This window comes from Rudanella paleaurantiibacter, from assembly GCF_009184635.1.
Taxonomy (GTDB): domain Bacteria; phylum Bacteroidota; class Bacteroidia; order Cytophagales; family Spirosomataceae; genus Rudanella; species Rudanella paleaurantiibacter.
Window position 1 is genome coordinate 40,406 of the sequence record NZ_WELI01000008.1, and the last position, 24,862, is coordinate 65,267.

The 24,862-nt window shown below is 55.7% G+C and carries 16 protein-coding genes; 4 read left to right on the forward strand and 12 right to left on the reverse strand.

The annotated features are described in order from the left end of the window. Positions 1 to 185: 185 nt before the first annotated feature. The 11 genes from F5984_RS18540 to F5984_RS18590 form a co-directional block, all read right to left on the reverse strand. Entirely contained in the window at positions 186 to 1,832 is a 1,647-nt protein-coding gene (locus tag F5984_RS18540; protein ID WP_152125721.1) for an amidase family protein, read from the reverse strand. A 283-nt stretch (positions 1,833 to 2,115) separates the two neighbouring features. Then, positions 2,116 to 4,824, reverse strand: coding sequence for a CARDB domain-containing protein (locus F5984_RS18545; RefSeq protein WP_185155562.1), 2,709 nt, complete (start codon positions 4,822 to 4,824; stop codon positions 2,116 to 2,118). Positions 4,825 to 5,227: 403 nt separating this feature from the next. After that, positions 5,228 to 8,068 (reverse strand): M16 family metallopeptidase, encoded by a 2,841-nt coding sequence (locus tag F5984_RS18550; protein WP_185155563.1) that lies wholly within the window; start codon positions 8,066 to 8,068, stop codon positions 5,228 to 5,230. A 97-nt stretch (positions 8,069 to 8,165) separates the two neighbouring features. Further along, positions 8,166 to 8,933: a LytR/AlgR family response regulator transcription factor gene (locus F5984_RS18555; protein WP_152125723.1), complete on the reverse strand. Its 768-nt coding sequence runs from the start codon at positions 8,931 to 8,933 to the stop codon at positions 8,166 to 8,168. Next, positions 8,930 to 9,955, reverse strand: coding sequence for a sensor histidine kinase (locus F5984_RS18560; protein WP_152125724.1), 1,026 nt, complete (start codon positions 9,953 to 9,955; stop codon positions 8,930 to 8,932). The genes F5984_RS18555 and F5984_RS18560 overlap by 4 nt, the downstream gene beginning before the upstream one ends. Then, entirely contained in the window at positions 9,939 to 10,625 is a 687-nt protein-coding gene (locus F5984_RS18565; RefSeq protein ID WP_152125725.1) for an ABC transporter ATP-binding protein, read from the reverse strand. The genes F5984_RS18560 and F5984_RS18565 overlap by 17 nt, the downstream gene beginning before the upstream one ends. A 36-nt stretch (positions 10,626 to 10,661) precedes the next feature. Further along, positions 10,662 to 11,087 carry a four helix bundle protein gene (locus F5984_RS18570; protein ID WP_152125726.1) on the reverse strand — a complete coding sequence of 142 codons (426 nt, stop codon included), beginning with the start codon at positions 11,085 to 11,087 and terminating at the stop codon, positions 10,662 to 10,664. A gap of 62 nt (positions 11,088 to 11,149) precedes the next feature. After that, positions 11,150 to 12,400, reverse strand: coding sequence for an ABC transporter permease (locus tag F5984_RS18575; RefSeq protein ID WP_152125727.1), 1,251 nt, complete (start codon positions 12,398 to 12,400; stop codon positions 11,150 to 11,152). Between the two features lie 73 nt (positions 12,401 to 12,473). Further along, entirely contained in the window at positions 12,474 to 13,565 is a 1,092-nt protein-coding gene (locus tag F5984_RS18580; protein ID WP_152125728.1) for an efflux RND transporter periplasmic adaptor subunit, read from the reverse strand. A gap of 105 nt (positions 13,566 to 13,670) precedes the next feature. Beyond that, positions 13,671 to 14,984 (reverse strand): TolC family protein, encoded by a 1,314-nt coding sequence (locus F5984_RS18585; protein ID WP_152125729.1) that lies wholly within the window; start codon positions 14,982 to 14,984, stop codon positions 13,671 to 13,673. 203 nt (positions 14,985 to 15,187) lie between these two features. Beyond that, the gene (locus tag F5984_RS18590; RefSeq protein ID WP_019989983.1) at positions 15,188 to 15,373 is read right to left on the reverse strand and encodes a CsbD family protein; all 186 of its coding nucleotides are present in this window, start codon (positions 15,371 to 15,373) and stop codon (positions 15,188 to 15,190) included. Positions 15,374 to 15,534: 161 nt separating this feature from the next. Here F5984_RS18590 and F5984_RS18595 point away from each other — a divergent pair, with 161 nt between their 5' ends. Then, the gene (locus tag F5984_RS18595; RefSeq protein WP_152125730.1) at positions 15,535 to 16,260 is read left to right on the forward strand and encodes a hypothetical protein; all 726 of its coding nucleotides are present in this window, start codon (positions 15,535 to 15,537) and stop codon (positions 16,258 to 16,260) included. A gap of 316 nt (positions 16,261 to 16,576) precedes the next feature. After that, on the forward strand, positions 16,577 to 20,473 hold the full coding sequence (locus F5984_RS18600) for a fibronectin type III domain-containing protein (RefSeq protein WP_152125731.1): 3,897 nt from the start codon (positions 16,577 to 16,579) through the stop codon (positions 20,471 to 20,473). A 7-nt stretch (positions 20,474 to 20,480) separates the two neighbouring features. Here F5984_RS18600 and F5984_RS18605 read toward each other — a convergent pair whose 3' ends face one another. Beyond that, entirely contained in the window at positions 20,481 to 23,045 is a 2,565-nt protein-coding gene (locus tag F5984_RS18605; RefSeq protein WP_152125732.1) for a M1 family aminopeptidase, read from the reverse strand. Between the two features lie 344 nt (positions 23,046 to 23,389). On the opposite strand from F5984_RS18605, the gene F5984_RS18610 reads away from it, so the two are divergent. Both F5984_RS18610 and F5984_RS18615 read left to right on the forward strand, forming a co-directional pair. Then, positions 23,390 to 24,247 (forward strand): helix-turn-helix domain-containing protein, encoded by an 858-nt coding sequence (locus F5984_RS18610; RefSeq protein ID WP_152125733.1) that lies wholly within the window; start codon positions 23,390 to 23,392, stop codon positions 24,245 to 24,247. A gap of 120 nt (positions 24,248 to 24,367) precedes the next feature. Continuing rightward, positions 24,368 to 24,736, forward strand: coding sequence for a DUF983 domain-containing protein (locus F5984_RS18615; protein ID WP_152125734.1), 369 nt, complete (start codon positions 24,368 to 24,370; stop codon positions 24,734 to 24,736). Positions 24,737 to 24,862: the final 126 nt, after the last annotated feature.

Consider the following 24,862-nt stretch of genomic DNA (forward strand, 5'->3'; position numbering starts at 1 on the left):
TTTCGTAAACGGTTGAAAGCCGACTCGCCAACGGATAGGGTGTATTACGTAGTTTTGAAAATTGCTTTTTTTGATAATCAGGTGTTTATAGAAGTCAAGGTGCAAGTCAGGATGTAAACCCAACAGCGGGGTTGTAAGCCCGGCCCGTTTCCCGGTACTACAACCCCGCTGTTGGGTATGGGGTGCTATTTATACGCTTCGGGTGCTTTGCGGGCTTGGGTCGCCTGCTCAAAGGCGTAGCCGATGTTCAGGAGTTTATCCTCGGCAAATGGCCGGGCAATAAACGTAATGCCAACCGGTTCGCCGTTGGGCCGGTAGCCCATGGGTACGGTCAGGCAGGGGTAGTTGGCCGCTGCGGCTAAGCCCGCACTCCGGTTGTTGATCGACAGAATTACGTCGAGCTCATGCTGTTTCATGGGTTTCTCGAAATAATCCACGCCTGTTTTGCGGATGCCCGTGCGCAGTTTGGCCACCTCGTCGGGGCTTAGCTGGGTTTTGGGTACCCCGGCAATGCGCCCCTGCCCGTATGGCATCCGCCGGGTTGAGTCCTGCCGGTTGTACGCCAGAATATCGTCGACTGAGCGGAATGTAAGCGCCGACGAACCGTAGTTTTTGATGTAATCGGGTAGGTCCACGTTCATGTCGGCATTGAGCAAGGTACCGAAACCCTCGGGGGCTACCTGCTCCAGCTCAATCTCGATCACGGTGCCGCCCTGCGCCCGGATTTTGGCCACGTTCTGCGCGTAGAGCGAGTCGCGCAGCATGGGTTTGTAGACCCCAAACCGAATGCGGTTGAGTGTGCCCGTTTTCACCGACTCCCAGTACGTTTTGTTTTTGGGGTTGTTTTTGGTAGCCGGGTCGGCGGGGTCTTCGCCGGTCATGGCCGAGAGCAGAATGGCCGCATCGGTCACGGTGCGGGTCATGGGGCCGGGGGTGTCGAGGGTGCTCGAAATAGGTACGATACCGCCCCGGCTCAGGAGGCCCGTGGTGGGTTTGAGGCCCACGAGCGAGTTGGCACTGGCAGGCGACAGAATCGAGCCCGACGTTTCGGTGCCCACGGCCGCAGCCGCGTAGTTGGCCGCAATGGTTGAGCCACTCCCCGAACTCGACCCGCCCGTATCGAACTGCCGGGGGCCGTAGGGGTTCAGCGTTTGGCCGCCCATGGCACTGTAGCCGTTGGGGCAGTCGAGGCACATAAAATTGGCCCATTCGCTCAGGTTGGCCTTTGCCAGAAAAACAGCCCCATTTTTGCGTAACTGCTCGACAATGAAGGCGTCTTTGGTGGTGTTGTTGTAAAACGCCTGCGCCCCGGCCGTGGTGACCATGCCGTTCTGGTTGATGTTGTCTTTCAGGATGATGGGCATCCCGAAGATAGGGTGCGTTGGGCTTCCCGACCGGGCTTTGTCGCGGGCGCGGGCTTCGGCAACGGCGTTGGGGTTGATGGCAATGAGGTTGTTAAGGGCCGTAGTTCGGTTGTTTTCAAACTGGGCAATTCGGTACAGGTACCATTGGGTCAGCTTCTCGTAGGTGAGCTTGCCGGTACGGATGTGGTCCTGCAACGTCGGGATGCCCTGCTCTAGAATGAGCGGCTTGAGGGCCACATAATCCGCTTCGGAAAAGCGGTTCAGCTGCGGGCCGATGGCTTTCCAGAATGTGTTTTTGTCGAGGTTTCGCGACTGAATCAGCTTGTAGCGCAATCGGGTAGATTCGTGGTTCGCGTTTTTGGCGAGTTCGGCTGTTTCGTCGTAGGGTTGCCAGACCGGGATGGTGGCTTTTTGCGCGACCTTGCACGAGGCTAATGTAAGCAGAATCAGTACAGTTGTTTTTCTCATCGGGTACGTGTTTGCCGTCTGTTTATTGATGGGAGTTTTACCACAAAAATGAGCATTTACGTCCAGATTTCGAGTAAATACATGCCAATTGAAAACCCTGCAAGCCGGGCGGCCGGTGCCGTCTCGAAGACCTTGCAGGGTTGCGTAACTGCTACCCGTCTGATTAACTTACATTTGGGTGGGTTTGGCGTTGGTAAACCTGTAAGGTCTTTGAGACCTTGCAGGTTTGGGTGGAGTTGGTAAACCTGCAAGATCTCGAAGACCTTACAGGTTTTTGTACTGGCTACTGCTCGAAACGAATCACCTCGGAGTAGCAATCGCCAAAACCGGGCGTGGGCAGGTAATACGCCTGAAGGCTCTCGGGTCGAATGGATAGGCCCTTTTTTGTCGCCTTCACCACAAACCGACCGTCCCAATCGAGCCGAACTTCGTCGTAAACGGTCAGTGGGTTTTTGGGGTCGTCGGTGTTGCGGTAAATGAGCAGCACCCGGCCTCCGTTGACTCCGGTTGGACGTCGGTTATCGAGCACCACCCGGCCGCCAATCTGGGCACCGTCTTTGTAGAAATAATCGAACTTGGTTCGGCGGCCGGTGACAATCTCGGCCTCAGCCCCGCTAAACCGGTAAGCTGTATGCAATTCGGGGTCGCGCGGGTCTTCGATAAAGGCCGCCAGATCGACACGGTTAGGCTTGGCGCCAAACAGCTTCAAGGCCCGTCGGGCTAGTCCTTCGTTTTCGCGTTTTTCGGGCGTTATCCAGCCATACTGGCCCAGGCTCATAGGCGTGCGGAACACGTTGCTGTTGTCGTATTCATACATAACCTCTACCTGACGGGTTTCACCCGGTTCGAGCCGAAGCGAAGTAGCTCCGAGGTAGGTCCGGTACAGTGGGTTCGACTGGCCCGGCCGGATAAACACGCGGGTGGCTTCGCTGTAGGGGTTGCCTACTTCTACAAACGTAATCTGGCGGGTGGCAGGAGAGCCCTCGGCCGAGATAAACCGGTCGTAGTTCGACTGGGCGAGGTTGTTGTGGGGCGACATTTCGGTGACGAGGGTACCGTCGGGGGCCACAAACGCAAACGTATCAATGCGAACAATGATGCAGTAGTGGCCGTTGCCCGGCGGATTCCAGGTGGTGGTAAACTCCACCGTACCGAGGGCCGGAATGGTCTGGGTCATTTCGCCCAGCGGGGTTTCGGGTGCTCCGCCCACATTGTAGTTTTTGACCGAAAACAACACGCGCACGTTGGGGGCTGCCAGATTACCGTTGTTTTTTACCCGCGCTACGACCGTGTTGGGGTTGCCAGCCCAGGGTACGTTGAACCAGGCTGGGTCGGCCGCGTTGCGGGTGTTGCGTACTTCAATGTCGGGGCTTTGCCACTGCCGGGTGGGGCTTGCTGGCCACGGCCGAATAGAGGGGTCGGGGCGGCTGTTGACCCCGTACTCCACCTTCACGTCGGCCTTGGTACCGTCGATACCGCTCACACTTAACCGAAAATCGGTCGGGAAGGTCGGGTCCGATACATCCACGGCCCGGTAGTTGAGCCCATTCGTCAGCACGCTGCCGTCGCCGTCGGGGTCGTTGGCCACGCGCAGAATCCGGGGGCGGCTGATGGGCGCGTCGTCCGGTGACGAATCAACGTCGGTCACCAGCACGGCATTGTTGGTGGGCAACTCCTGATCGCTGGCGTGGGTAGCCTGCCGGTTTCGGTACTCCACGTAGTAGTTCCAGCCATCGGCCACCCGCACCTCAACGCCGCCCATGCGCCCGGCCGGGGGTGTACCGGCCTGAATGGCGCTGAGGCTGATGGTTTCGTTAACGGGCGACCCGCCCAGGGCAAAGTTGTAGGTTTTGAGCCAGCCCGCAGGTACCCAGCCGAGCATCATGCGGTGCGCCAGCGAGAAGTGTGCCAGCCCGTCTTCGCTGTGCATATTGTCCCACTGAATGGGGTTGCGGCCGGGTACGTCGGGCGTGTACTGATCGCTCAGGCCGAGGTTGTGGCCCAGCTCGTGCGCAAACGTTTCGTGTACAGCGCGGGTGGTCTCAAAGGTGGTGCCCCAGCCCACAGGTATCGAAATAACGCCGAGGTTACGGCTCCCTTCGGCGGTGGTGTAGGTGCGGGTGCCAATGCTCGCGTAGGGCCAGGCATCCTGCGTGGCCGTGTTCTGCGATACGCACAGTACGGTATCGAAGTTGCTGAAATTGACGTCGCTGTCGGCGGCCGTAATGCAGGCCTGATAGTAGTTAGTATTCGGCGACCAAAGGGTATTGCCGTTGCGGGTAACAGCGGTAAAGTAGCTGTCGAAGTTGCCCGATAGCTGGTAGGGACCGAAAATCTGGGCCGAGATGTCGAAATTGTTGTACGAAACCTCCTGAAAAAACCGGCGACTGCTGCGGGTTTGCCCACCTACAGCGACGCCATTGATGATCTCGTCCATCCACCGCTGCCGGATGGTGTCGAGGGTAGGCGTATCGGTCGGGAAGCGTTGCGACGACGTGTCGACCAGAATAATGGCAATGCGCCGGGTGCCGGTTTGGGGAAATACGTTCAGGTTTTGCGGGTCGGGGCCAGCCGGGCCACCCCCCCAGGCCGGGGCCGACTCACCCCCCGTTACCACGCCCACCACCGAGAGCGAGGGGCCGGTTTTCTCGTCGGCCCAGTCGGTGGTCAGTTCAAACTTCTTCTCGGCTACCACCACGTTGGTGGCCCGGTCGACAACCTGAAACACATACGTGCCGGGCCGGTAGCCGAAACAGAGCATCACGTCGGGGCGTTGCGGGTCAAAATTGGCGTCGCGGCAGAGCGATACTACCCCGGCCTGCGGGCCATCGGGCAACCGAAACTCCAAATCCTCCAGCGTGTAGCCCCGGAGTTTGAAAAAGACTTTGGTGTAGGCACCCACAAAAAAAGAGTGCCCCATGTCGATGCTGACCCGCTTGCGAAACAATGGCAGTTCGGGCCGGGTTGGGCGTCGTGACGGAATGACTAACATGGCGATTAAGGTTGTTGGGGGCCGTTGTTGACCCATACAGCCTGTTAGTCGGAGAGCGAGCACTGGCGCAAACAACCCTTGAGCGAACGGTAACGGTTGAAGTGGCCAGGTTCACAAACATGAGTCATCCCAAATTTTAAAGTCTTGGTGTTTTTGGCTCAACGCTCGTTTTGACGCCCCGTAGGGGCCTAACATTGGTAGCCAACCCGAGCATGGACCCAACACCAGAGCCCCGAAGGGGCGTAACTTGTTTAGGGTTACGCCCCTTCGGGGCTCTCTGGTGTTCCGAGGAGACGTCTTTTCTACCAATATTGGGCCCCTAACGGGGCGTTCGAGTAAGGTATCTCCCCCTAACCTAAAATTCGGGATGACTCATGTTTGTGAACGGAATCCACTGTCGTTCTTAATCTTTCTTCGTACCGGAGCCGACGCTCGAAGCGGGCTGCTGCTCGGCTACTTTTTTGGCCGCTTTAGCAAAGTCGCCCGCCTGAATGATGGTCAGTTTGGCCGGGTCGATGTGCTTTTTCATGGCCGCGTTGACCGATTCGGGTGTCAGGGCGGCAATCTTCTTCTCGAAGTCGGCGTCCCAGGCCATGGTCCGGTTCAGGTACAGGTAGTTGTTGAGGGTACCGGCCAGGCTGGGGTCCTGCGCCCGCGTTACCTGCCGCGACTGCAAGAAGCCGGAGCGAGCCGCGTTCAGCTCTTCGGCCGTAAAGCCTTCTTTCTGTACTTTTTCCAGCTCCTCGCGCAGGGCTTTCACCAAACGCTCCGAGTTTTCGGGGTTGTAAATGGCGTAGGTCATAAACATACCCGCTTTGTCCCAGGGGCTGGCGTTCACGCTCGACCCAACGCCGTAGCTGATACCTTCTTTCTGCCGAATCCGGGTCGCCAGCCGTGAGTTCAGGAAGCCACCGCCCAGCATGTAGTTACCCATGACGAGGGCCGCGTAGTCGGGGTCATCGTCGCGTACGGGCAGGTTCAGGCCCGCCAGCATCAGGGCGTTGGCTTTGTCGGGGGTTTCGATATTCTGGGCACCCGCCGGAATCGCCTTGAACTCGGTTACCACCCGGCTAAACGGCATTTTCGCCTTCCAGAGGCCAAACTCATCCGAAACAATCTTGCGGATTTTAGGCTCGTCGAAATCACCCACAATTGAAACTGTTGCGTTTTGTGCGCCGTAGAAATCTTTGTGGAATTTCTTCACGTCGTCCAGCTTCAGGGCTTTGATGTCGGCTACTTCCTCGTCAAACGTTTTGGTGTACCGAATATCGCCCTTGGCGTACGGGTTCATGGTGCGCTGGAACAGGTTCGAGGCAATGGCGTTGGGTTCTGACCGCTGCGATTCGACCTGCGCCAGTTGTTCCTGCTTCAGCTTTTCGAACTCGTTGGCGTCGAAGGCGGGGTTCTTGAGAATATCACCCACAATCCGCATTACTTCAGGCAGTGTTTCTTTGGTGGCCTTAATCGATACCGATGCGTTGTTACCGGCCCCAAACACGCTTACCTGTGCTTTTAGCTTGTCGAGCTCATCTTTAATCTGCTGACGGCTGCGGGTAGTGGTGCCTTTGTCGAGCAGGGCGGCCGCAAAGCTGCTGACGGTGCTCTTGTTTGCCAGATTTTTTACATCACCCATGCGGAGGGTCATCCGCACGTTGACCTCGCTGCCGCGCGTCGATTTGGGTAACAGGGCCATCTCGATGGTGTTGGGCATCTCCACGCGCTTGGTCCGGCCGTCGATATTGGCGGGCGATGGGTCGAAGGCTTCACCCTGCGCCATAGCGGCCCGCCCTTTGTAGTTTTGGGTCAAAGCGGCCAGATTGGGCGCGTCGGGCATCTCGGCCCGGTCGGGCTTGGTTTCCGGGATAAACTCACCGATGGTCCGGTTCGAGGGCTTGAAGTAGTAAGCCGCCACGCGCTGTACATCGGCGGGGGTTACTTTTTCCAGCTGGTCGCGGTACAGGAACAGCAGCCGCCAGTCGCCGGTAGCAATGTATTCGCTCAGGCTGCGGCCCAGTTGCTCCACGTCTTTAAACGCCATTTCAACGTACTTCAACTGCTTGGCCTTCGAGCGGTCTACTTCCTCTTTGGTGGGGGCTTTGATCGCAATCGAGTCCAGCGTGTTGAGCAGAATCCGCCGGGCTTCATCGGCCGACTTTTCTTTCAGCATTTCCACCGCGAAGTACGCATGACCGGGGTCTTTGGTCATAAACGAATAGCCGTACTGCTGCGAGGCTTTCTTGGTCTCGATCAGGGCTTTGTACAAACGGCCGCTCGGTTCGTCGGTCAGAATGTCAATCAGCACATCCATAGCCGGGTAGTCGGGGTGCGAGCTGGGCATGATGTGGTACAGGGCCGACACCACGCGGGTGTCGCCTACGCGCCGGAGCGTCACGGAGCGTTCGCCATCCTGAACCGGCTCAACGGTGTAGGTAGGCTGCAATACGCGCGCCGGGCGGGGAATATTGCCAAAATACTCGTTGACCATCGCGATGGTCTTGGCTTCGTCGATCTTACCGGCCACTACCAGCACAGCGTTGTCGGGCTGGTAATATTTCTTGTAGAACGCCTGGAGGTTTTCGATGGGTACTTTCTCCAGATCGGAGCGGTTGCCGATGGTCGACTTGCCGTAGTTGTGCCACAGGTACGCGGTTGATACCACGCGTTCGTTGAGCACGTTCTGGGGTGAGTTTTCGCGGCTTTCAAACTCATTGCGCACCACCGAAAACTCCGACATCAGGTCTTCTTTTTTGATGAACGAGTTCACCATCCGGTCCGATTCGAGGTCGAGCGCCCATTTGAGGTTCTCGTCGGTAGCGGCAAACGTTTCGAAATAGTTGGTCCGGTCGAGCCAGGTAGTGCCGTTGGGGCGGGCACCGTGGGCGGTCAGTTCCTGCGGAATGTTGGGGTGCTTGGTGGAGCCCTTAAACACCATGTGTTCGAGCAGGTGAGCCATCCCGGTTTCGCCCAGTCCCTCGTGCCGTGAACCGACCAGATACGTGATGTTGACCGTGATGGTGGGTTTCGATACGTCGGGGAAGAGCAGGACTTTGAGTCCGTTTTTGAGGTTGTACTCCGTAATGCCTTCCACAGTGGCACCTTTGGTTACGCCCGCAGGCAGGGCAGTCGAAGCCTGGGCGTACACCTGAGCGGTGGTGCCGTTGAGCAGGGGCTGAGCCAGCAGACTACCCGAAGCCAGGGCACTCACGACCAGCCATCGCCGGATGTTTGGTGTTAGAACTGTCATGGTAAAGCTTGATGAATTGGTTTTTTGTTTTGAATTCGCGGTTCCGAATTACCAAAAAACAAGGTTTTTACCAAGTGGTTTTTGATGGATGGCTGTGCTATCCTTCGAGCCACTGCCGGAAAGCGGGTGCTTTTTCTTTACTCACGAGCAAATCGACGGTTTGGAAAGGCGGGTGCAACCGAACCGCCAGCTTACCGCTGAAATGGGGCTGATACCCGGCCACGGCTTTGAGGCTAACCAAAAACTGCCGGTTGGCCCGGAAAAAACAGGCTGGATCAAGAAGCTCGTCCAGCTCGTCGAGGGTGCGGTAGTCGGTCACCAGTTTCTGACCGGCGAGCGTGTAGAGATAAATCAGTTCGTCGCGCTGGAAGTAAGCGACCTGCTCTTCCAGTACGGGTACAATTTGCCGCAGGTGGTGCGCCGTAAACCGACGTTTGTACGTGGGGGTGTGGGCGGGTTGGCCCAATTGATGCAGCAACGACCGAAACTGATCGGCAAAGTCGGTGCCGGTCGGTTGCCAGCGGTGGTATTTGTTCAGAGCGGCCCGCAGCTCGTCGGGGTCGATTGGTTTGAGCAGGTAGTCAATGCTATTGAGCTTAAACGCCCGAATCGCGTACTCGTCGTAGGCCGTTGTAAAAATGACCGGTACGTTGAGGTTCACCTGCTCGAAAGCCTCAAAACTCACCCCGTCGGCCAGTTGAATATCCGCAATGACCAGGTCAGGCCGGTGTTTCTGAAGGTACGCCTTCACGTCGCCGACCTGCCCCAGCGGCCCGTCGATGTCGGCTTCGGGTTCGAATTGCCGGACCAGCTTCAGGAGCTGCCGGGCAATCAGGGGTTCGTCTTCAATGAGGAGAATGGTCATGGGGGTAACAATAACGGTACACGAACCCGAAAGGTGGTTTCGTCTTCCTGAATCTCGATGGTTCGCTCGCTTAGAAAGCTATACAACTGCTGTAGGTTCTGCAAGCCTTGCCCGTTGGAGGTGGCTATCTGTTTTTTGCGCTGAATTGGATTGGATACTTCCAGGTAGCCATCCCTAACCCTCAGGCCGACGGTCAGGGGAGTGGCGTCGCTGATGACGTTGTGCTTGATGGCGTTCTCAATCAGAATCTGGAGGGTTACGGGCACAATTTGCCGTTCGAGGGGCTCGCTCTCCACCGCGCAGTCGAGCCGGAATGTGCCTTCGAAGCGGGTTTGTAGCAGGGCTACGTAATGCCGGATAAAATTGAGTTCGGTTTCGAGCGTAACCAGTTCGTGGTCTTTATGCTGGAGCACGTACCGGTACACCCGCGACAGCTGTTGCAAAAACTGCCGGGCCAGCACGGGGTTATCGTCAATCAGACTATCGAGCGATGAGAGGCTGTTGAACAGAAAATGGGGGTTGAGTTGATTCGTCAGGTTGTCGTATTGTACCTGTGCTTTTTCCTGTTCGAGCCGGGCGGCCCGCACGAGGTTTTCCTGCCAGCGGTTGAACAACTGAATAGCGATGAAACTGAGGCAGATAACGGTGTTGGCCAGAAAGGCTACCAGACTCAGGGCTACCAGCGTGAGCCGGTTGATGGAGTCAGTCAGGGCGGGTAAAATCTGGCGAACAATCAGTAACCCACCCAGCATCAGCACCGTTTTGACGACACCCCAACCCACAATCAGTTGAATGATTATCCGGTTGCGTACATTTCGTTCGAACGGATACCGGCGGTTCAGGTACTCATTAAACCAGTAATGAAAGAGTAAAATGGCGTTGAAAATGAACAGCGTAACCCCAAACAGGAGCACCTGCTCTTTCCAGCCAATACTCGGCAGTATCCATTGCCTGCCCAATACGCCCAGTAAGGCCAGATACAGAAAAGCGATCTGAACGTTTCGATTAATGCGAATTTTCATGGGTAGCAATAATCTGACCGTCCGACATTTCGATGACCCGGTCGCTGCCGGCGGCAAAGTCAGAGTCGTGCGTTACGGCAATAATGGTTTGTCCTTTGCGGGCCAGATCCTGAAAAATTGCAAACACATTTTCGGTATTGGCCCTGTCGAGATTACCGGTGGGTTCGTCGCCCATGATGATGGTCGGGTCGTTGATAAGGGCCCGCGCAATAGCTACCCGCTGCTGTTGGCCCCCGGAGAGCTTACTGGCGGGTTTATGGGCGTATTCGGCCATGCCAATGAGCCGCAGTTTTTCCATGGCCCGTTCTTCCACGTCTTTGGCTGAGTACTTACCCAGTTTAAGGCCGGGTAGCATTACGTTTTGCAGCGCCGAAAATTCGGGTAGCAGAAAGTGAAACTGAAACACAAAGCCGAGATGCTCATTGCGAAACCGGGCCAGAAAATCCTGCGAGCGGCCGGTGAGGGTAGTACCCGCCATGGTAATCTGCCCTTCATAGTCGGTGTCCATGGTTGAGAGTAAGTACAGCAGGGTACTTTTGCCACAACCCGATTTGCCCACGATCGACAAAAATTCGCCCCGCTGCACATCGAACGATACATCGCGCAGGACATGAAACTTCTCCGGGTCGTAGAAGTATTTGTTGAGGTTTTGGGCTGAGAGAACCGACATGGTTTTAATGCGTAATGATGAATGCGTAATGCGTAATCAGAAAAGGTAATACGTGAGGAACGCGAGTAACGTCAGGGCAGAGGCAGTTTTGGTGGCGAGGGTTTTCTTCCGGGTCACAATTGAGCTTTTAATAAGCCTCAGAATTTCTTCTGTATCAGCGTAAATAGACTCGTACTCATTTGCCGCTAAGTAGTTAGTCCTGAACAAAAGCTCAAGCCAATACAAGGTTTCTCCTGCTTCCTTTTGGGCCACACTTAATTTGTGGATAAAATCAAGTCCTGACTCTGCATTGGCTGCTTCTCTTACCATAGCGCCAGGATTTGTGCCCGAACGAAGTACCTGTTTACTAATGGTATACTCGTTCTTTTCCTGCATTAGGTACTTACTCAGATTGACAATGCGAACAGCCAGGTTCAACGTCTTTTCCCGGAGTGGATCGGGTTTCTTGCCGTATTTGTGCATGACATGGTAGGTTTAGGGACTCGATGTATTACGCATTTATCATTATGCATTACGCATTAAAATCACCCCCTCAAAATGGCTACTGGATCAACTTTTGCCGCTTTGCGAGACGGAAAGTACCCCGCCAGCACCGTGGTGATTACCCCAAACAGAAGCCCCATGATGTAGTATTTGGCCGCGAAAATGACCGGGAATGTGTCGAGACTCAGAAAATCGCCCGCGTCGAAGGGCGTGATCGAGAGCAGGTAACTCAACCCGAAGCCAATAGCGAGACCTAATAGCCCGCCGGAGAGGCCAATAAACGCGGCCTGAAGCAGGAAAATAGCGACCACATCGCGCCCGTCGAAGCCGGTAGCTTTCAGGATGGCAATGTCCTTAATCTTGTTGATCACGGTCATGTTCATGATGTTATAAATCCCGAAACCGGCTACCACCAGCAGCGTAATCGATACAACGAAGGTGAGCATGTTCCTGATTTTTTCGCCCGCCAGAATTGCCGTGTTCGCCGTGGCCCAGTCTTCGGTGTAATAGCCATACATAGCCCGGAGCCGTTTGCCGAAGGGTAGGGCCTGCATCGGGTCGAGCATCTTTACGTGGATATCGGTAATGTAGCTTGGGTCGCGCAAGAGCATCTCCTGCACCGTGGAGAGATTGGCGTAGCTTTTTGTATTGTCGACCGTACCCACGCCGAAGCCAAACGTACCTACCACCCGCAGCACCCGCGTATTGCCCGTGGGGGTGGTTACAGTTACTTTGTCGCCCAGCCGAACATTCAGTTTGCGGGCCAGCACGTTGCCCATAATCAGGCCGTCGGGGTTAGTTTTTAAGGCGTTTAGCGAGCCCGACTTGAGCCGGTTGGTGAGTTTGTAGAGCTTGTTTTCGCGGTTAATATCCACGCCCGAAATGGTGCCCGAAAGCTGAATGGGGCCGTTGTTGTAAAACGCCTGCGTAGCTACCTGGGGCGACACCCCCTGCACGCCCGGTTCGCGTTCGATGCGCTCGGCAATAAACAGGCCGTTTTTGAGCCGGGCCTGTTCGTTTTTGGGTTTCTGGTGATGCACCACGTTGAACCCGTTCGGCCGTAGCTCGTCGATCAGGCTGGGTCGTTGGGTGTTTACCTCATTGTACATCCGAATATGCGGGCTGGCATCGAGGGCCGAGTCTTCCAGAAACTGGTTGACCCCCTGCATAAACGAGATCATGGTGATAAACATGGCGATCCCGAACGTAACGCCGAGCATGGCCACGAGCGTTTGCCGCTTTTTGGCCATGAGGTGCGTTTGGGCAATCTGGGCTGCAATGGATAGATTCATTGTTCATTGAGTGAATGCGCGAATGAGTGAATGAGTGAATAAAAGCCGTTTAGCCATTCACTAAATCGCTCATTCACTCATTCACAATTAGTTTAGAGGTTTCTGTCAGGCCGCCACGCACTTCCACGAGGTCGAAGTTTTCGGCACCTTTCTGGAACCGGATCTTCTGCTTGTTGCCGTTCTGCTCTATCCAGACGCTGTCTTGCCCTATCACGTACGATTTAGGGATGGTGAGCACCCGCGGCCGCTGACTGATAATGATGTTGGCCTCTACCGTCAGGCCGTAGTATGCGTCGGGTGTATCGCTCGTAAACTCGGCATCGACCCGAAACGACTGGTCGGCGCGGTTCAGTTTGGGGTACACCTTACTCACCCGGGCGTTGAACACCTTGCCGGCGTACACATCGGCCTTGAGCAATACCGATTGCCCCACCCGAATCCGGCCAAAATCGCTTTCATCGACCGATAACTGGGCAAACAACCGGTTGCCGCTGCCCACCAGCGCGAGCGGATCACCGATGCGTACCACCTCGCCGGGGTCTTTGTACACCTCGTACACCTTGCCGTCTACGAAGCTGCGCACGCGGGTGTTGCGCCCGGCTACCTCCGATACCACCAACTGGCTGCGGCTGTTGGCCACGTCGAGCCCAATCTGGTTTTTGCTGCGCTGAAGGGTGTTTAGCTGGGCGCGCAGGTTGTTGCGGGCGAGAGTATAGTTAAGCTCAGCCCGTTCGAGTTCGGCCCGCGAGGTGGCGTTTTGGTTGTACAATTCCCGAAACCGGGCGTAGTTAATCGAGTCGTTGCTCAGCCGGGTACGGGCGTTGCGCACCTGGGCTTCAAGTTCGGCCAGAACGGGTGAGTTGGGGCCGAGGTTGGCTTGGGCCTGCCGTAACGCGCTGGCGGCTGCCTGTTGCCGGGCGTTTTCGGCTTCGCTTTCGAGCACAAACAGGAGCTGATTCTGGCGGATGGTGTCGCCCTCGTTCACGAGCCGTTGCTGCAAAATACCGGTCGCATCGGCGGTCACGGTATATTCCTGGCGTGGATACACGTTGCCCGATGCGTACACGGCCTCGGTCAGTTCGCGGTACGTGGGCGAAAGGCTTTCCGGGCTGCGGTTACACCCCGCGAAAAGTGCCAGCAGAAGAAGATAGAAACGTGGTTTCATGGTTTATAGTATATCGTTTATAGTTCTTAGTTTATAGTTTTTAGTTTATGGGTCAGGGGAGGTAATTCGCTGACTCTAAAAACTATACACTAAAAACCATGAACTTTAAAGCCCCCGAATTTGCAAAAGGGTCTGATTGATAAATACGTTTGAGAGATTGTTCAGATACCGGTTCTGTGACGAAAGGGCCTCGTTGAACACGTTCAGGTATTGATCGTAGGCAAACAGGCCCGACCGGTACTTGACCAGCGCGATCTGCACGTTTTGGGTACTGAGGTCGTAGTGTTGCCGGTTCAAGTCCAGCGAACGTACGGCCTGATTGTAGCTGTTGCGGAGGTCGTCGGTATCGGTTTGCTGGCGGTTACGTTCGTAGGCGAGTTCGGCCTCGGCCAGTTTCAGTTGCAGGCGGGTGCGGGTCTGGCTGGCTTTGCGGGCTCCGCCTGCGTAAATGGGCCAGTTGAACTGTAGGCCAGCCACCCCAATGGTAAACCAGCGTTGGTCAACATTCAGGAAGTTTAGCTTGTCGCGTTGTGCCTGCTCGGAGTACCGGGCATAAGCCGCCAACGTGGGCCATAGCGTAAGCCGCTCGCGCTCCATTTGGCGCCGGGCCAGCTCAACGCGGGCCTGCCGAAGTGTGATTTGTGGCCGTTGCAAGGGGCTGGGGCCGGTGGGGGCTATAGGGGCCGACGCGGGCCGGTCGGCTAGGTTTTCGGGCAGGGCGAGGCTATCGGTGGGAGCGAGGCCCAACAGTAGTTTCAGTTGCGCCAGGTTGCGGGTGTAGGCCAGTTCGTTCTGGTAAAGTACATCGGCCGTGTTGAGTTGCACCGTTCGGATTCGGTTCAGTTCGAGGGGTTCAACCAACCCTTTGTCGAGCCGGTTTTGGGCAATCTGCACCAGCGTATCGGCTACTGAGAGGTTGCGCCGGGTGAGCCCAATGGCTGAGCGGGTGAGCAGCACGGCATGGTAAAGCCGGGCTGTTTGGGTAGCTACTTCATCCTGCAAAACCAAGTTCTGATCGTCGATCAGGCGTAGGTTTTGCTCCACAATGCCCAGGTCGGCACGGGCGGCCCGGTTCAGAATAGGCATGTTGACTTCGGCCCCGGCGGTCAGAAAAAAAGGAAGCCCGAACCGGAGCTGTCGGAAATCGCCCGGTTGCCCACCCAGAAACTCGGCCGGTACCAGCTGAACGGGCAGCGCATAGTTGTAATCAAAATTGGTGAAGGCGCGGGCCGACGGGAGCAGGGCCGCGCGGGCCGTAGCCTGTTGCAGGTCCTGCACGGCCCGATTCTGGCGGGCGTTGGCCAGCTCGGGGTTATTTCGGCGGGCCAGGTCGAGCGCTTCCTGCACCGTTGAGACCACGGTCTGGGCGGGCGCGGGCAGAGCCGCCAGAAGGATAAATAGGTAAAGCAACCGATGCATAAAGGTGGTTTTACGTGTCGGTTTCAAAGGAATAGCTTACGGAGCAATCGATCTATGACTTTTGTCGCGAAGCGGCATAATTTTAATACGAAACCGACTGCCCGAAAACGAAAAAGCCGGGACCTCGGCCCCGGCTTCATGCAAACCTGCAAGGTCTCGGAGACGGCCCCGGCCGCCCGGCTTGCAGGTTTTATGGAATACTATTACAAATCCGCAACGGCTTTGTGGATTTCGTCTTTGGTTTTACCCGTTTTCTGCTGGAGCCGACCCCACATTTCGTCTTCTTTGCCTTCGGCATACGTCAGGTCGTCGTCGGTCAAATCGCCATAGGCTTGTTTGATTTTCCCTTTCAGTTCGTTCCAGCCACCTTTGAGTGTTGTCTCATTCATGATTGTAAATGGTTAACGTTGAATACGCGTACCCCGTCGTGAGGCACACCTATAAAAGTATATTGTTTCAAAAAAGTTGGATAATGTGAGGAAACGGGCGGACCAAACATTAAACACTATAGCGAGTTGGTAGAATACTAACCAAACTCAACGTATACGTTATGGCTCAGGCTTACCCGCAGACGATGTTGCAAAACACGCTGCAAGCATTTTCGCAAACGGAGGACAATGAAGTGCCAGCCAACGGCACCGATCTGGTGAAGGAGTGGATGTCGGTGTTGAAACATACCGACGGTGCCGAGGATATTCACGCCAAACTCACCGACCTGTACGACGAATTACTCAATCCCTCGCCCGACCCGCAACGGGTGAAGGAGTGTCTCAACACGCTGGCCGGACAGATGCAGGCAATGGCCCGCGCTACTGAATCGGCCACGAGCGAGCAGGTAGCACAACTGGCCGACACACTCCGGGCGTTTGCCACCGATCTGGGTCGTATCAACGACGATGACCAACTGGCCCAAAACGAGCCCGACCCGACACCCGTGTACGCCAACCCCGGCGACCACCTGCAGGTATTGCTCACCAGCACGCAGGAGACCCTAGCGGGTGGGCTGGCGGCCGTAACACCGGAGCAGGGAGTAGCGATGTTGCACGAATGGATGTCGGTGGTGCAGGCCGAGCCGAGCGCACAATGGCTCGAAGCGCCCCTCCGCGAACTAACCGACGCGCTGGCCAAAGGAGATATGCGCAGCACCGAACGCCTGATGCGTGAACTGGCCGGCACAGCTCAGGAATACGCGAACAACAACGATAATGGCCCTTTCACCACCGGCCTTACCAATCTGGCCACTGCCCTGATTCAGTTCGCCGGGCCGTTGAGTTAAGCTGTTTTCTGCAATCCCAAAGCTCTGACTTACCAAATACGTAAATCAGAGCTTTTTTTTGTGCCTATTCCAACCATTCTCGTTTAAATTGACTCGTTGAAAATACGGAGTTTCCTCACCCTCACATTCCTATGATTCACTATCTACGCCTACTTATCTTTTCGTTAGTTTGTCTGAGTTTCACCTTTGTAAACGGGGCTTCCTCACCTGTTTCTGTGACTCCCTGTGCTGTGCCAACTGGTTTCACGGCTAAGATGTAAAACCCAGTCGCGCCACACTGTATTGGTATCCCCAAGTCTCTAATCAGCCTTACGATTTGCAATGGCGAGCCCTGGGAGCGGCTGACTGGCAAACGGTTCGGACAATAGCCAACGGATCGGGTTACCAGGTACTTGATCTGGCCAACAATACGACGTATGAGTGGCGGGTCCGCCTGATTTGTGCGCCCGATCAGGTTGGTGATTGGTCGGCAGTGAGTACGTTTCGTACGATTTGCCCGAAACCTACAGAGCTAACGGTCCCAGAAATCGGTACGAATCAGGCATTGGTACAATGGTTAGGGGCCACTGCGCAAACGGACTATGTATTGGAATGGCGCAGGGTAGGCGATCAAGGTTGGAAAGAAGAATATGTGACTTCCTCAGGATACGCTGATTTTTTGTTGACAGGACTCACCAACCAGGCTACGTATGAGTGGCGTGTACAGGGTGTTTGTACCGACGGAGGGCGCTCGGAAGTAGTCAATGGCCCTTCTTTTACCACAAAATGCCCGCTGCCAAAGCAGCTATATGTTGAAGTGGTTACCCCGCTTCAGGCGCGGGTGCGTTGGGCAAACTCGGAGGACGACGCTCGGTTTGACCTACGCTGGAAGGCAAGCAGCTCGACTACCTGGACGGAGATAAACGATTTGAATACAACCGCTTATGTCTTCACGTCGCTCTCTGTGGGCAGTAGCTACGACTGGCAGGTACGCCGACACTGCCCCGATGGATCGCGGACGGCGTTTGTAAGTGGACCAACCATTGTAGTCAATTGTACGGCCTCTAATGTAACGGTATCGGCTGTTACACCTACCGCAGCTCGGGTGCAATGGAGTACGCCTGTGGGTTTTACCGGTACCTACAACTTTGAGTGGAGTGAGGGGGGAAGTTCCTTTACCCTTATTCCGGGATTGAATACAACCAGCTACGCGCTGACCAACCTACAGCCAAACAAAACGTATCAGGTGCGTGTAAGTACGGTTTGTGCGCCGGGCATTGTTGGCACGAATTCCACCTCGTTCATGACAACCTGCGCGCCCCCGGTCATTTCCTACGCCCCAACAGGCCCCACGTGGGTTACCCCTCATTGGACGATACCTGACCAGAGCACACCCCATGAATTGCAGTGGCGACCACTCGGGGCGTCTGACTGGAACACGCTGGCTAATTTACCGTCGGGTATCCACACCCTTGAAGACCTCACGCCCGGACAGTCCTACGAGCTGCGTGTTCGTCGGCAATGCACGCCCGATGTCTACACCGATTATTCGGCGATTCGGGTTGTTATACCGGGCTGTATGCCACCCACAACAGCCGTAGCGCAGGTGAGTGGCACCGAGGCTGAAATTACCTGGGGCACGGGCTCAACAGGTTTGTACGAGTTACAATGGCGCCCCCAGGGGACCGAAAGCTTTTCAACCGTGACGGGTCTGAGCACAGCCCGCTACACGCTTACGAATCTACAGCCAAATACCACCTACGAGTGGAGGCTGGGCAGTGTGTGTGCGGCAAACATTCCGCCAACCTCGTATCTGACACGCACATTCTCCACGTCCTGCCCCGTTCCACAAAATGTATTGGCTACTGTTATGACAGGGGCACTCGGAACAGTCGGCCTGAATTGGACTGGCGCATTGAATGCGTCGTATCGCGTGGAGCGGCAGGCCCTCGGCGATTCAGATTGGGTTATTGTTCCTAACCTGCCAACTCAGCCGAGTGTATCCTTTACCGACCTGGCACCTAACAAGACGTACCAGTTTCGGGTAACAACCGTTTGCCCGAATGCCGGGGAGTCGTCGCCGGTTGTCTCAAACACGGTGGCGTTACCCTGCCCGATTCCTACTTATGCCTACAGTGCCCGACAAACGGCTACCTCAGTATGGCTGCAGTTGCCACCATCCGGTAATGTTAACATCAGCGGATATGAGGTGCGCTGGCGTTCAACCTACGGCGAACCCGCGGAATGGCAAAGCCGCTCGGCTTCGACGGATGGGCTGTTCTATCTCAGTGACTTAACCACCAATTCGTCGTATGAATATCAAGTCCGAACGGTGTGTGGGGCAGTTGGGTCATCGGCATACAGCGCAAGTCGAACACTGTACGTAGGATGTCAGAAACCCACTATTTCCTCCCCAACGCCCACCCCGATTATCAATGGTAGCGCTGCCCTTCAGTGGATTCCCCGCTCGACGGTGGGGACGTTTGAGATTCAGTATCGAAAGTTGGGTGAACTCCCCTGGGCAACTATTTCGACTACGCAATCGGGTAGTTATACGTTGACCAATACAACCCCCAATACAATGTATGAGTGGCGGGTGCGGGGTATGTGTACAGACGGTCAATGGTCTGAGTATTCCGATCCGCAAACGCTCAGCCCTCCCGATTATGCTCGTTCTCGACATGTGGTGAACCGGAAAGAAGATTTGTTGAATCAGACGACGGCCAAACTTAGCTGGGAGGGTAGGGGCGATGGCATCAGTAGTTTTGAGATTCGCATTCGTCCGGCCCTGACAACGAGTTGGGGTGAACCTATGCCCGTTAGTAGTCAGTCGTTGGTATTAACCAATTTGCAGCCGGGTATGAGCTATAACTGGCAAATCCGTTGGGTCAGTGCGTCGGGTGAGCGTGGCCCCTGGGAGTATACAGAGTTTTTTGCAATGATTTGTCCCAGATTCAGTTTCAGTAGGGTTTCTCCAGCAGGGGCTAATTCGTTCACGCTGCAGCCATACAATACTGATAGTTGGAATGAACCTACGGCTGGACTGCTTCGCTATCGCACGGGTTCTGATGATTGGCAAACCGTTCCGATCAACAGCCTCACAATGGTACTGACTGGGTTGCAACCCAGTTCAACCTATCAATACCAGACCCAACGATTATGTGCCAGTGGGGATCGCTCGGAGTGGACAGAATCAACAGAGATGACCGCGGCTTGTCAGGCATCCGTTGAGGCATTGGTCCTCAATCCGACGCTTGTCCGGTTTAGTGTTTTGAATCCCCAAACGCTGCCTGTTTCGGTACAGGTTCGGCGGTTGGGTACATCGGTTTGGGAGTCTATTAGCCTGAATACCAATTCGTATGACAAGGCCGGATTACAGCCCGGTACCGTGTATGAATGGCGCGTATTGCGAACCTGTTACCCGCCCGGCCTGACCAATTTTGCCGTCCCGCAACAATTTGTAACCCGGTGCCCGGTGCCCCCCGCGCCTGCTCTGATAGCCCGAACGGCCACCAGTGCCGATGTCAGATGGCCTGCCGACCAGGGCGCAATGACCGTACAGTGGCGTAAAGTAGGGCAAACTGACTGGCAAACGGCATCGGGTGTGCAATCGCCGTATCTGGCAACGGGGTTACTGCCGGGGCAGGGGTACCAGTTTCGGCTCCGCAGCTTATGTGCCGACGGGCTGACGAACAGTGGCATCAGTGCCGAAACGTATTTTCAGGCTACCTGCCCGGCAGGGGCTTATTACGGAACGAATGGCGTTGTCACGGCTCCTGCTGCCCAGAGCGTAACGAGTAATAGTGTTCAGATTGTCTGGTCGGGCAAAACACCCGGTTCTGACGTCTCGTTTACGCTCCGCTGGCGTCCCTTTGGGCAGCTTGCCTGGAATGAGACCTCCATCTCCACGCCGTTGTATGAACTTACTAACTTAACAGGTAACACAACCTATGAGTGGCAAATTATGGGCGACTGTGGCACCGGAGGGCAAACAGCCGCTGATCGAGCAACGTTCAGGACTCTTCCTGATCGTTCGGGCTTTTACACGATTCTCCCCGGCGATTGGACCGACCCCGGCATCTGGTCGGGAGCGGCATTGCCCACCTCAACTGACCGGACACAGATCCGGCACGTTGTTACAGTGTTACCCTATTTGCCTGCACAGTCTCAGGCTATTCAGTTCGACAACGGCGGAGGTATGAAATTGAAGGGGAAGGTGGTTATGGGGCAATAGATCCTTTTCACTCCCCCATCTGCTTATAAATGGCCCGGAGTTGGGCGTCTTTTTCGGCAGTTCGGATGGCGGCCCGGAGTTGCGATACCCCTGGCAAGTCTAGGAGAAGGCCCAGGGCCTGATACGCCCCAAACCGGGCGTACGGGCTGGCATCGTTGCGGGCAATGGCCTCCAGCGTGGGCAGGGCTTTCTTCTGAATTGCCTGACTCGACAACAACAGGTACTTACCGAAGGCCAGCAAAAACTCGTACCGCTCGGTTGGGCGAATCTTACCAATCGATTGCGTAAACCAGTCGTACCGGCGTGGGTCGGCAGCTTCGGCGTAGTAATCGGCCACGGCCGCCAGAACCGAGCCGTTTCGCTCGTTGGCAAACTGAGCCACAATGGCGTCGGCATCGGCGGGTTTGCCTTTCAGGTAACTCACCAGAGCTACCGACACCACCGTGTACGACGAATCGGTGAGCGCCTGCTTAAACACCACGCTGTTGGCCGGGTTGCGTAAGGTCGACAGGGTAGCGAGTGCTTCGGCCCGGACCGCTGATTTGGGGTCGCGGCCAGCCAGCTGACGTAGCCGATTATCGACCACCGATACGGCATCGCCCGTGTAATTGGCCAACCCGCTGACGGCCATCTGCCTGATTTTCCAGAACGGATCGTCGAGGGCTTTTATCAGCGTTTGTACCACATCGGGGTGGGTGAGGGCACCTGGTTCGAGGAGCCGGGTCAGGCTCTCGACCCGCGCCCGGAACGTGTCGGCATGTGTGTACTGAAACAGCGACTCGGCCCGCGACCGCGTATGCTCCACCGTGCCCACCAGCCGGTAGTCGGCGTCGAACAAAACCAGTTCCGGCTGTTCGGCCACAGGCAGGGTAACGGTTTGGTCGGCCTGGTTGAGCCACACGTCGTACCGCGTACGCTTGCCTTTCACCCAAACATCAATCAATACCGGCACCCGGTAGGCCGACACAAAACCGGGGATGCCGAGGCTGTCTTGCCGCTGCCGAACCTGCAACGTAAGTCGGCCGGGGGTGTACTGTTGTTCTACCCGCACCACGGCATGACCCGGTGCCAGAAACCACTGCTCAAAAAACCAGTTGAGGTCTTGCCCGGTCACGGCTTCAAAGGCCTCGCGGAGGTTGGCCACCTCGGCCGTACCGAAACGGTGCGTGTTCAGATACCGTTTGAGCGACGCAAAAAAGGCTTCATCGCCCACCACCTTGCGGAGCAGATGCAGCACGAGCCCCCCTTTCTGGTACGAGTGGGCGTCGAACATATCTTCGCGGTCGGCATGGCGGTACCGAATGAGGGGCTCTTGCTTGGTTTCGGCCTCCGATAGATACTGGAACAAATCAGACTGTCGCTGCAGCTCGGCCTCGTCGGGGCCTTTGGCGTGTTCGAACCACAGGTACTCGGCGTAAGTTGCAAAGGCTTCGTTGAGGGGCAGGTTAGCCCACGACTCGCAGGTGACCAGATCGCCAAACCAGTGGTGTGCCAGTTCGTGTGCGATCACGGCATCCGAGTTTTCGTCAACCAGTTGCCGGGCGTCCATCTGTACGGCTTCGTTGTGAACGGTGGCGGTGGTATTTTCCATAGCTCCGCTCACAAAATCGCGCACCACCATTTGGCTGTATTTGTGCCATACATACGGCACCCCAAACACCTGTTCGAAAAAGCGAATCATGGCCGGGGTACGCCCAAAAATTCCCCGGGCGTTTTTTTCATAAGCCGGTTCTACGTAATAGCTCACTTCCAGCCCCTTGCGGTCGGCGGTGGGGGGGAGAGAGTCGCGGACGTAGGCAAAATCGCCCACGCCCACCATAGCCAGATACGGCGCGTGGGGCAGGGTTTGAACCCAGCGGTCTGTACGGGTGCCGTCGGGGTTGCGGGTTTGCGAAACAAGCTGCCCGTTCGACAGGGTCCGGTAGCGGCTCTCGACCGTCAGCCGAAAATCCTGCGTCATTTTCTCATTCGGCGTGTCGACCGTCGGAAACCAGCACGAATTGGCCTCCGTTTCGCCCTGTGTCCAGATCTGCCGTGGTACACCGGGTTGCTTGCCGTCGGGATTGATAAAATACAGCCCTTTGTCGTCGGAGGTAGCCCCGGCTGTGCTGCTGCGTTCGGTCGGGCCGCGTTCGGTTTTAGGCAGTTCGTTCGGTCGGGCTGTGTATGTAATCCGAATCGCAAACGATTCCGTGCGGGTATAGGTGCGCGGTAGCTTCACCCGGAGCACGCGGCCATCCGTGTACGCGTAGGAGAGGGGCGTAGTGGTGGGTTTGGCCCGGTTGGTGTCGATTAAGGCAACGCTGCTAATCAGGAATCCTTTGGCGTCGATAGCCACCGAGTCCTGCGGATAAAACCACGGTTTGAACCAGAGCGTAGCGGTGCCGGCTGCCTGTTGCTTCGTCCAGTCGAAACGAAGGTCGAGGTCGGTGTGGAGCAGGTCACAGGCTAAGGTTCGGCTGGGGTTGTAGGGGCCAAACCGGGTTTGATAAAAGGCCGAACGGACCGTGTCGGTCTGAGCCGAAACAAGCCACGGGGCCAACAGCAGCAGAGAGGTAAGAAGTGCGCGCAAGAGGAGATTCGTAAAATAAACGTTAAAGATAGACCTGGTGTCGGACAAGTTGGTAAGCGATCACATCTTTATCGACTCTGTACGTACCAGGACAAAATTGAATGGATAATGTACAGTGTACAATGGGTAATGAATTGTCTGATAATCAGTGGTATAACCTATTGCGTATTCTTCAGTACTGGACATTCGGACTTCAGACACTGGACGTTAGACTTACTACCTTTAGAGGTAGGTCTAACGTCTAATGTCCAACATCTAATGGCCGGTACTGCGTGTGTATTATTCCTTGTGCATTCACGTAGTAACAAACAATAAAGTTATAATTTGGTCGGAAATCCAGTTCTATGCTACCCGTTTACCAGCTTCAATCGTTTCCCCGGCACCACCCCGATACTCCGTTTTACATGACCCGGCTCGAACGGCTGGTTCAGGAAGTGCAGGGCATTGAGAAACCCCACGGCCACACGTTTTATCTGGTCATGTGGATTAGTCAGGGCAGCGGTACGCATACCATCGACTTCCGAACATACGAGGTGGCACCCCGGCAGTTGTATTTTCTGACGCCGGGCCAGATTCACAGTTGGGCTCTCTCGGCCGATGCCCGCGGCTACAACCTGTTTTTCGAGGCCAGTTTTTTCAAAGGTCGGTTTGGCAACCGGCTGCATCAGTATCCGTTTTACCATTCGCATCAGCACCAGCCCCTGCTGTCCGACATTCCCGAGTCTGATTTGTTTCAGAACGTGTTCGATTACGCTTTCGATGAGTACGAGGGCGGGCAACCACATCGCCCCGATGTGTTTTTGTCGTTTGTACACATTCTGCTCGAAAAGGCCAGTCGGCTGTATCGGGAGCAGCAACCGGGTGTGGATACCCAGCTATACGACCGGCTCCGGAAGTACGAAGAGTTGCTCGAAAAGCAGTTTCTGACCGTGCGTGAGGTGCGTCAGTACGCCGATCAGATGAACCTTTCGCCCAACTACCTCAATCATATCTGTCGGCAAATTGTGGGTAAAACGGCCAGTCAGTTGTGGCAGGAGCGGCTACTGATCGAGGCCCAGCGGTTGCTCACCCATACGGCCGAATCGATCAAGGAAATTGCGTTTGGGCTTGGTTTCGACGACCCATCGTACTTTGTGCGGTTCTTTCGGAAAATGACCGGGCGCACACCGGCCGACTTCCGGGAATCGGGTGGTAATCGTTGATTTGTACCATAGTGTGGGTGGTTTGTGGTTGGCTGGCCCAGGGGGCATTCGTACCTTTGTAAGGCCAAATCGCCCGCTTTTGTCGCGCACGTGCCGACCCGCCGGGTGGTGGCTTACGCTATGAGAAACAGCCGATTGTATGCCATATTGTTCAATAAATGTCCCCGTTGCCACGAGGGCGATTTCTTCGTAACCGGGAGTGCATTCAGCCGTAATTTCGACAAAATGCACGAGCGTTGCCCGCATTGCGACGAGAACCTCATTCCCGAACCGGGCTTTTATTGGGGCTCCATGTTTGTAAGTTACGCGTTCTACACCGCTTACGCCCTCATTACATTCTGGATACTCGTAACGGGCCTGAACCTGGATCTGGATTACTACCTCGTTGGGCTTATTCCAACGCTTCTGTTGCTGACACCGTATTTTTTCAGATTGGCACGCCGTACCTGGCTGTCTATTTTTATCAAGCCTCGGCCCCACTCGGCCTGAGGTGTATCTACAAAAGCGATTAAATAACGTGAGTTATGGATAATGCATATTGCAAATATCTTTTCCACAGTTAGTTGCTGGCGCACAGGGCTTCGACAGGCTCAGCCTGACCACAAATTTGTGAGC

Bases quoted from the DNA above. Each gene is read 5' to 3' on its own strand.
- F5984_RS18545 (WP_185155562.1), bottom strand. From the start codon at position 4,824: ATGTTAGTCATTCCGTCACGACGCCCAACCCGGCCCGAACTGCCATTG.
- F5984_RS18570 (WP_152125726.1), bottom strand. From the start codon at position 11,087: ATGCACAAATACGGCAAGAAACCCGATCCACTCCGGGAAAAGACGTTG.
- F5984_RS18565 (WP_152125725.1), bottom strand. From the start codon at position 10,625: ATGTCGGTTCTCTCAGCCCAAAACCTCAACAAATACTTCTACGACCCG.
- F5984_RS18590 (WP_019989983.1), bottom strand. From the start codon at position 15,373: ATGAATGAGACAACACTCAAAGGTGGCTGGAACGAACTGAAAGGGAAA.
- F5984_RS18585 (WP_152125729.1), bottom strand. From the start codon at position 14,984: ATGCATCGGTTGCTTTACCTATTTATCCTTCTGGCGGCTCTGCCCGCG.
- F5984_RS18550 (WP_185155563.1), bottom strand. From the start codon at position 8,068: ATGACAGTTCTAACACCAAACATCCGGCGATGGCTGGTCGTGAGTGCC.
- F5984_RS18540 (WP_152125721.1), bottom strand. From the start codon at position 1,832: ATGAGAAAAACAACTGTACTGATTCTGCTTACATTAGCCTCGTGCAAG.
- F5984_RS18560 (WP_152125724.1), bottom strand. From the start codon at position 9,955: ATGAAAATTCGCATTAATCGAAACGTTCAGATCGCTTTTCTGTATCTG.
- F5984_RS18580 (WP_152125728.1), bottom strand. From the start codon at position 13,565: ATGAAACCACGTTTCTATCTTCTTCTGCTGGCACTTTTCGCGGGGTGT.
- F5984_RS18610 (WP_152125733.1), top strand. From the start codon at position 23,390: ATGCTACCCGTTTACCAGCTTCAATCGTTTCCCCGGCACCACCCCGAT.
- F5984_RS18575 (WP_152125727.1), bottom strand. From the start codon at position 12,400: ATGAATCTATCCATTGCAGCCCAGATTGCCCAAACGCACCTCATGGCC.
- F5984_RS18615 (WP_152125734.1), top strand. From the start codon at position 24,368: ATGAGAAACAGCCGATTGTATGCCATATTGTTCAATAAATGTCCCCGT.
- F5984_RS18555 (WP_152125723.1), bottom strand. From the start codon at position 8,933: ATGACCATTCTCCTCATTGAAGACGAACCCCTGATTGCCCGGCAGCTC.
- F5984_RS18595 (WP_152125730.1), top strand. From the start codon at position 15,535: ATGGCTCAGGCTTACCCGCAGACGATGTTGCAAAACACGCTGCAAGCA.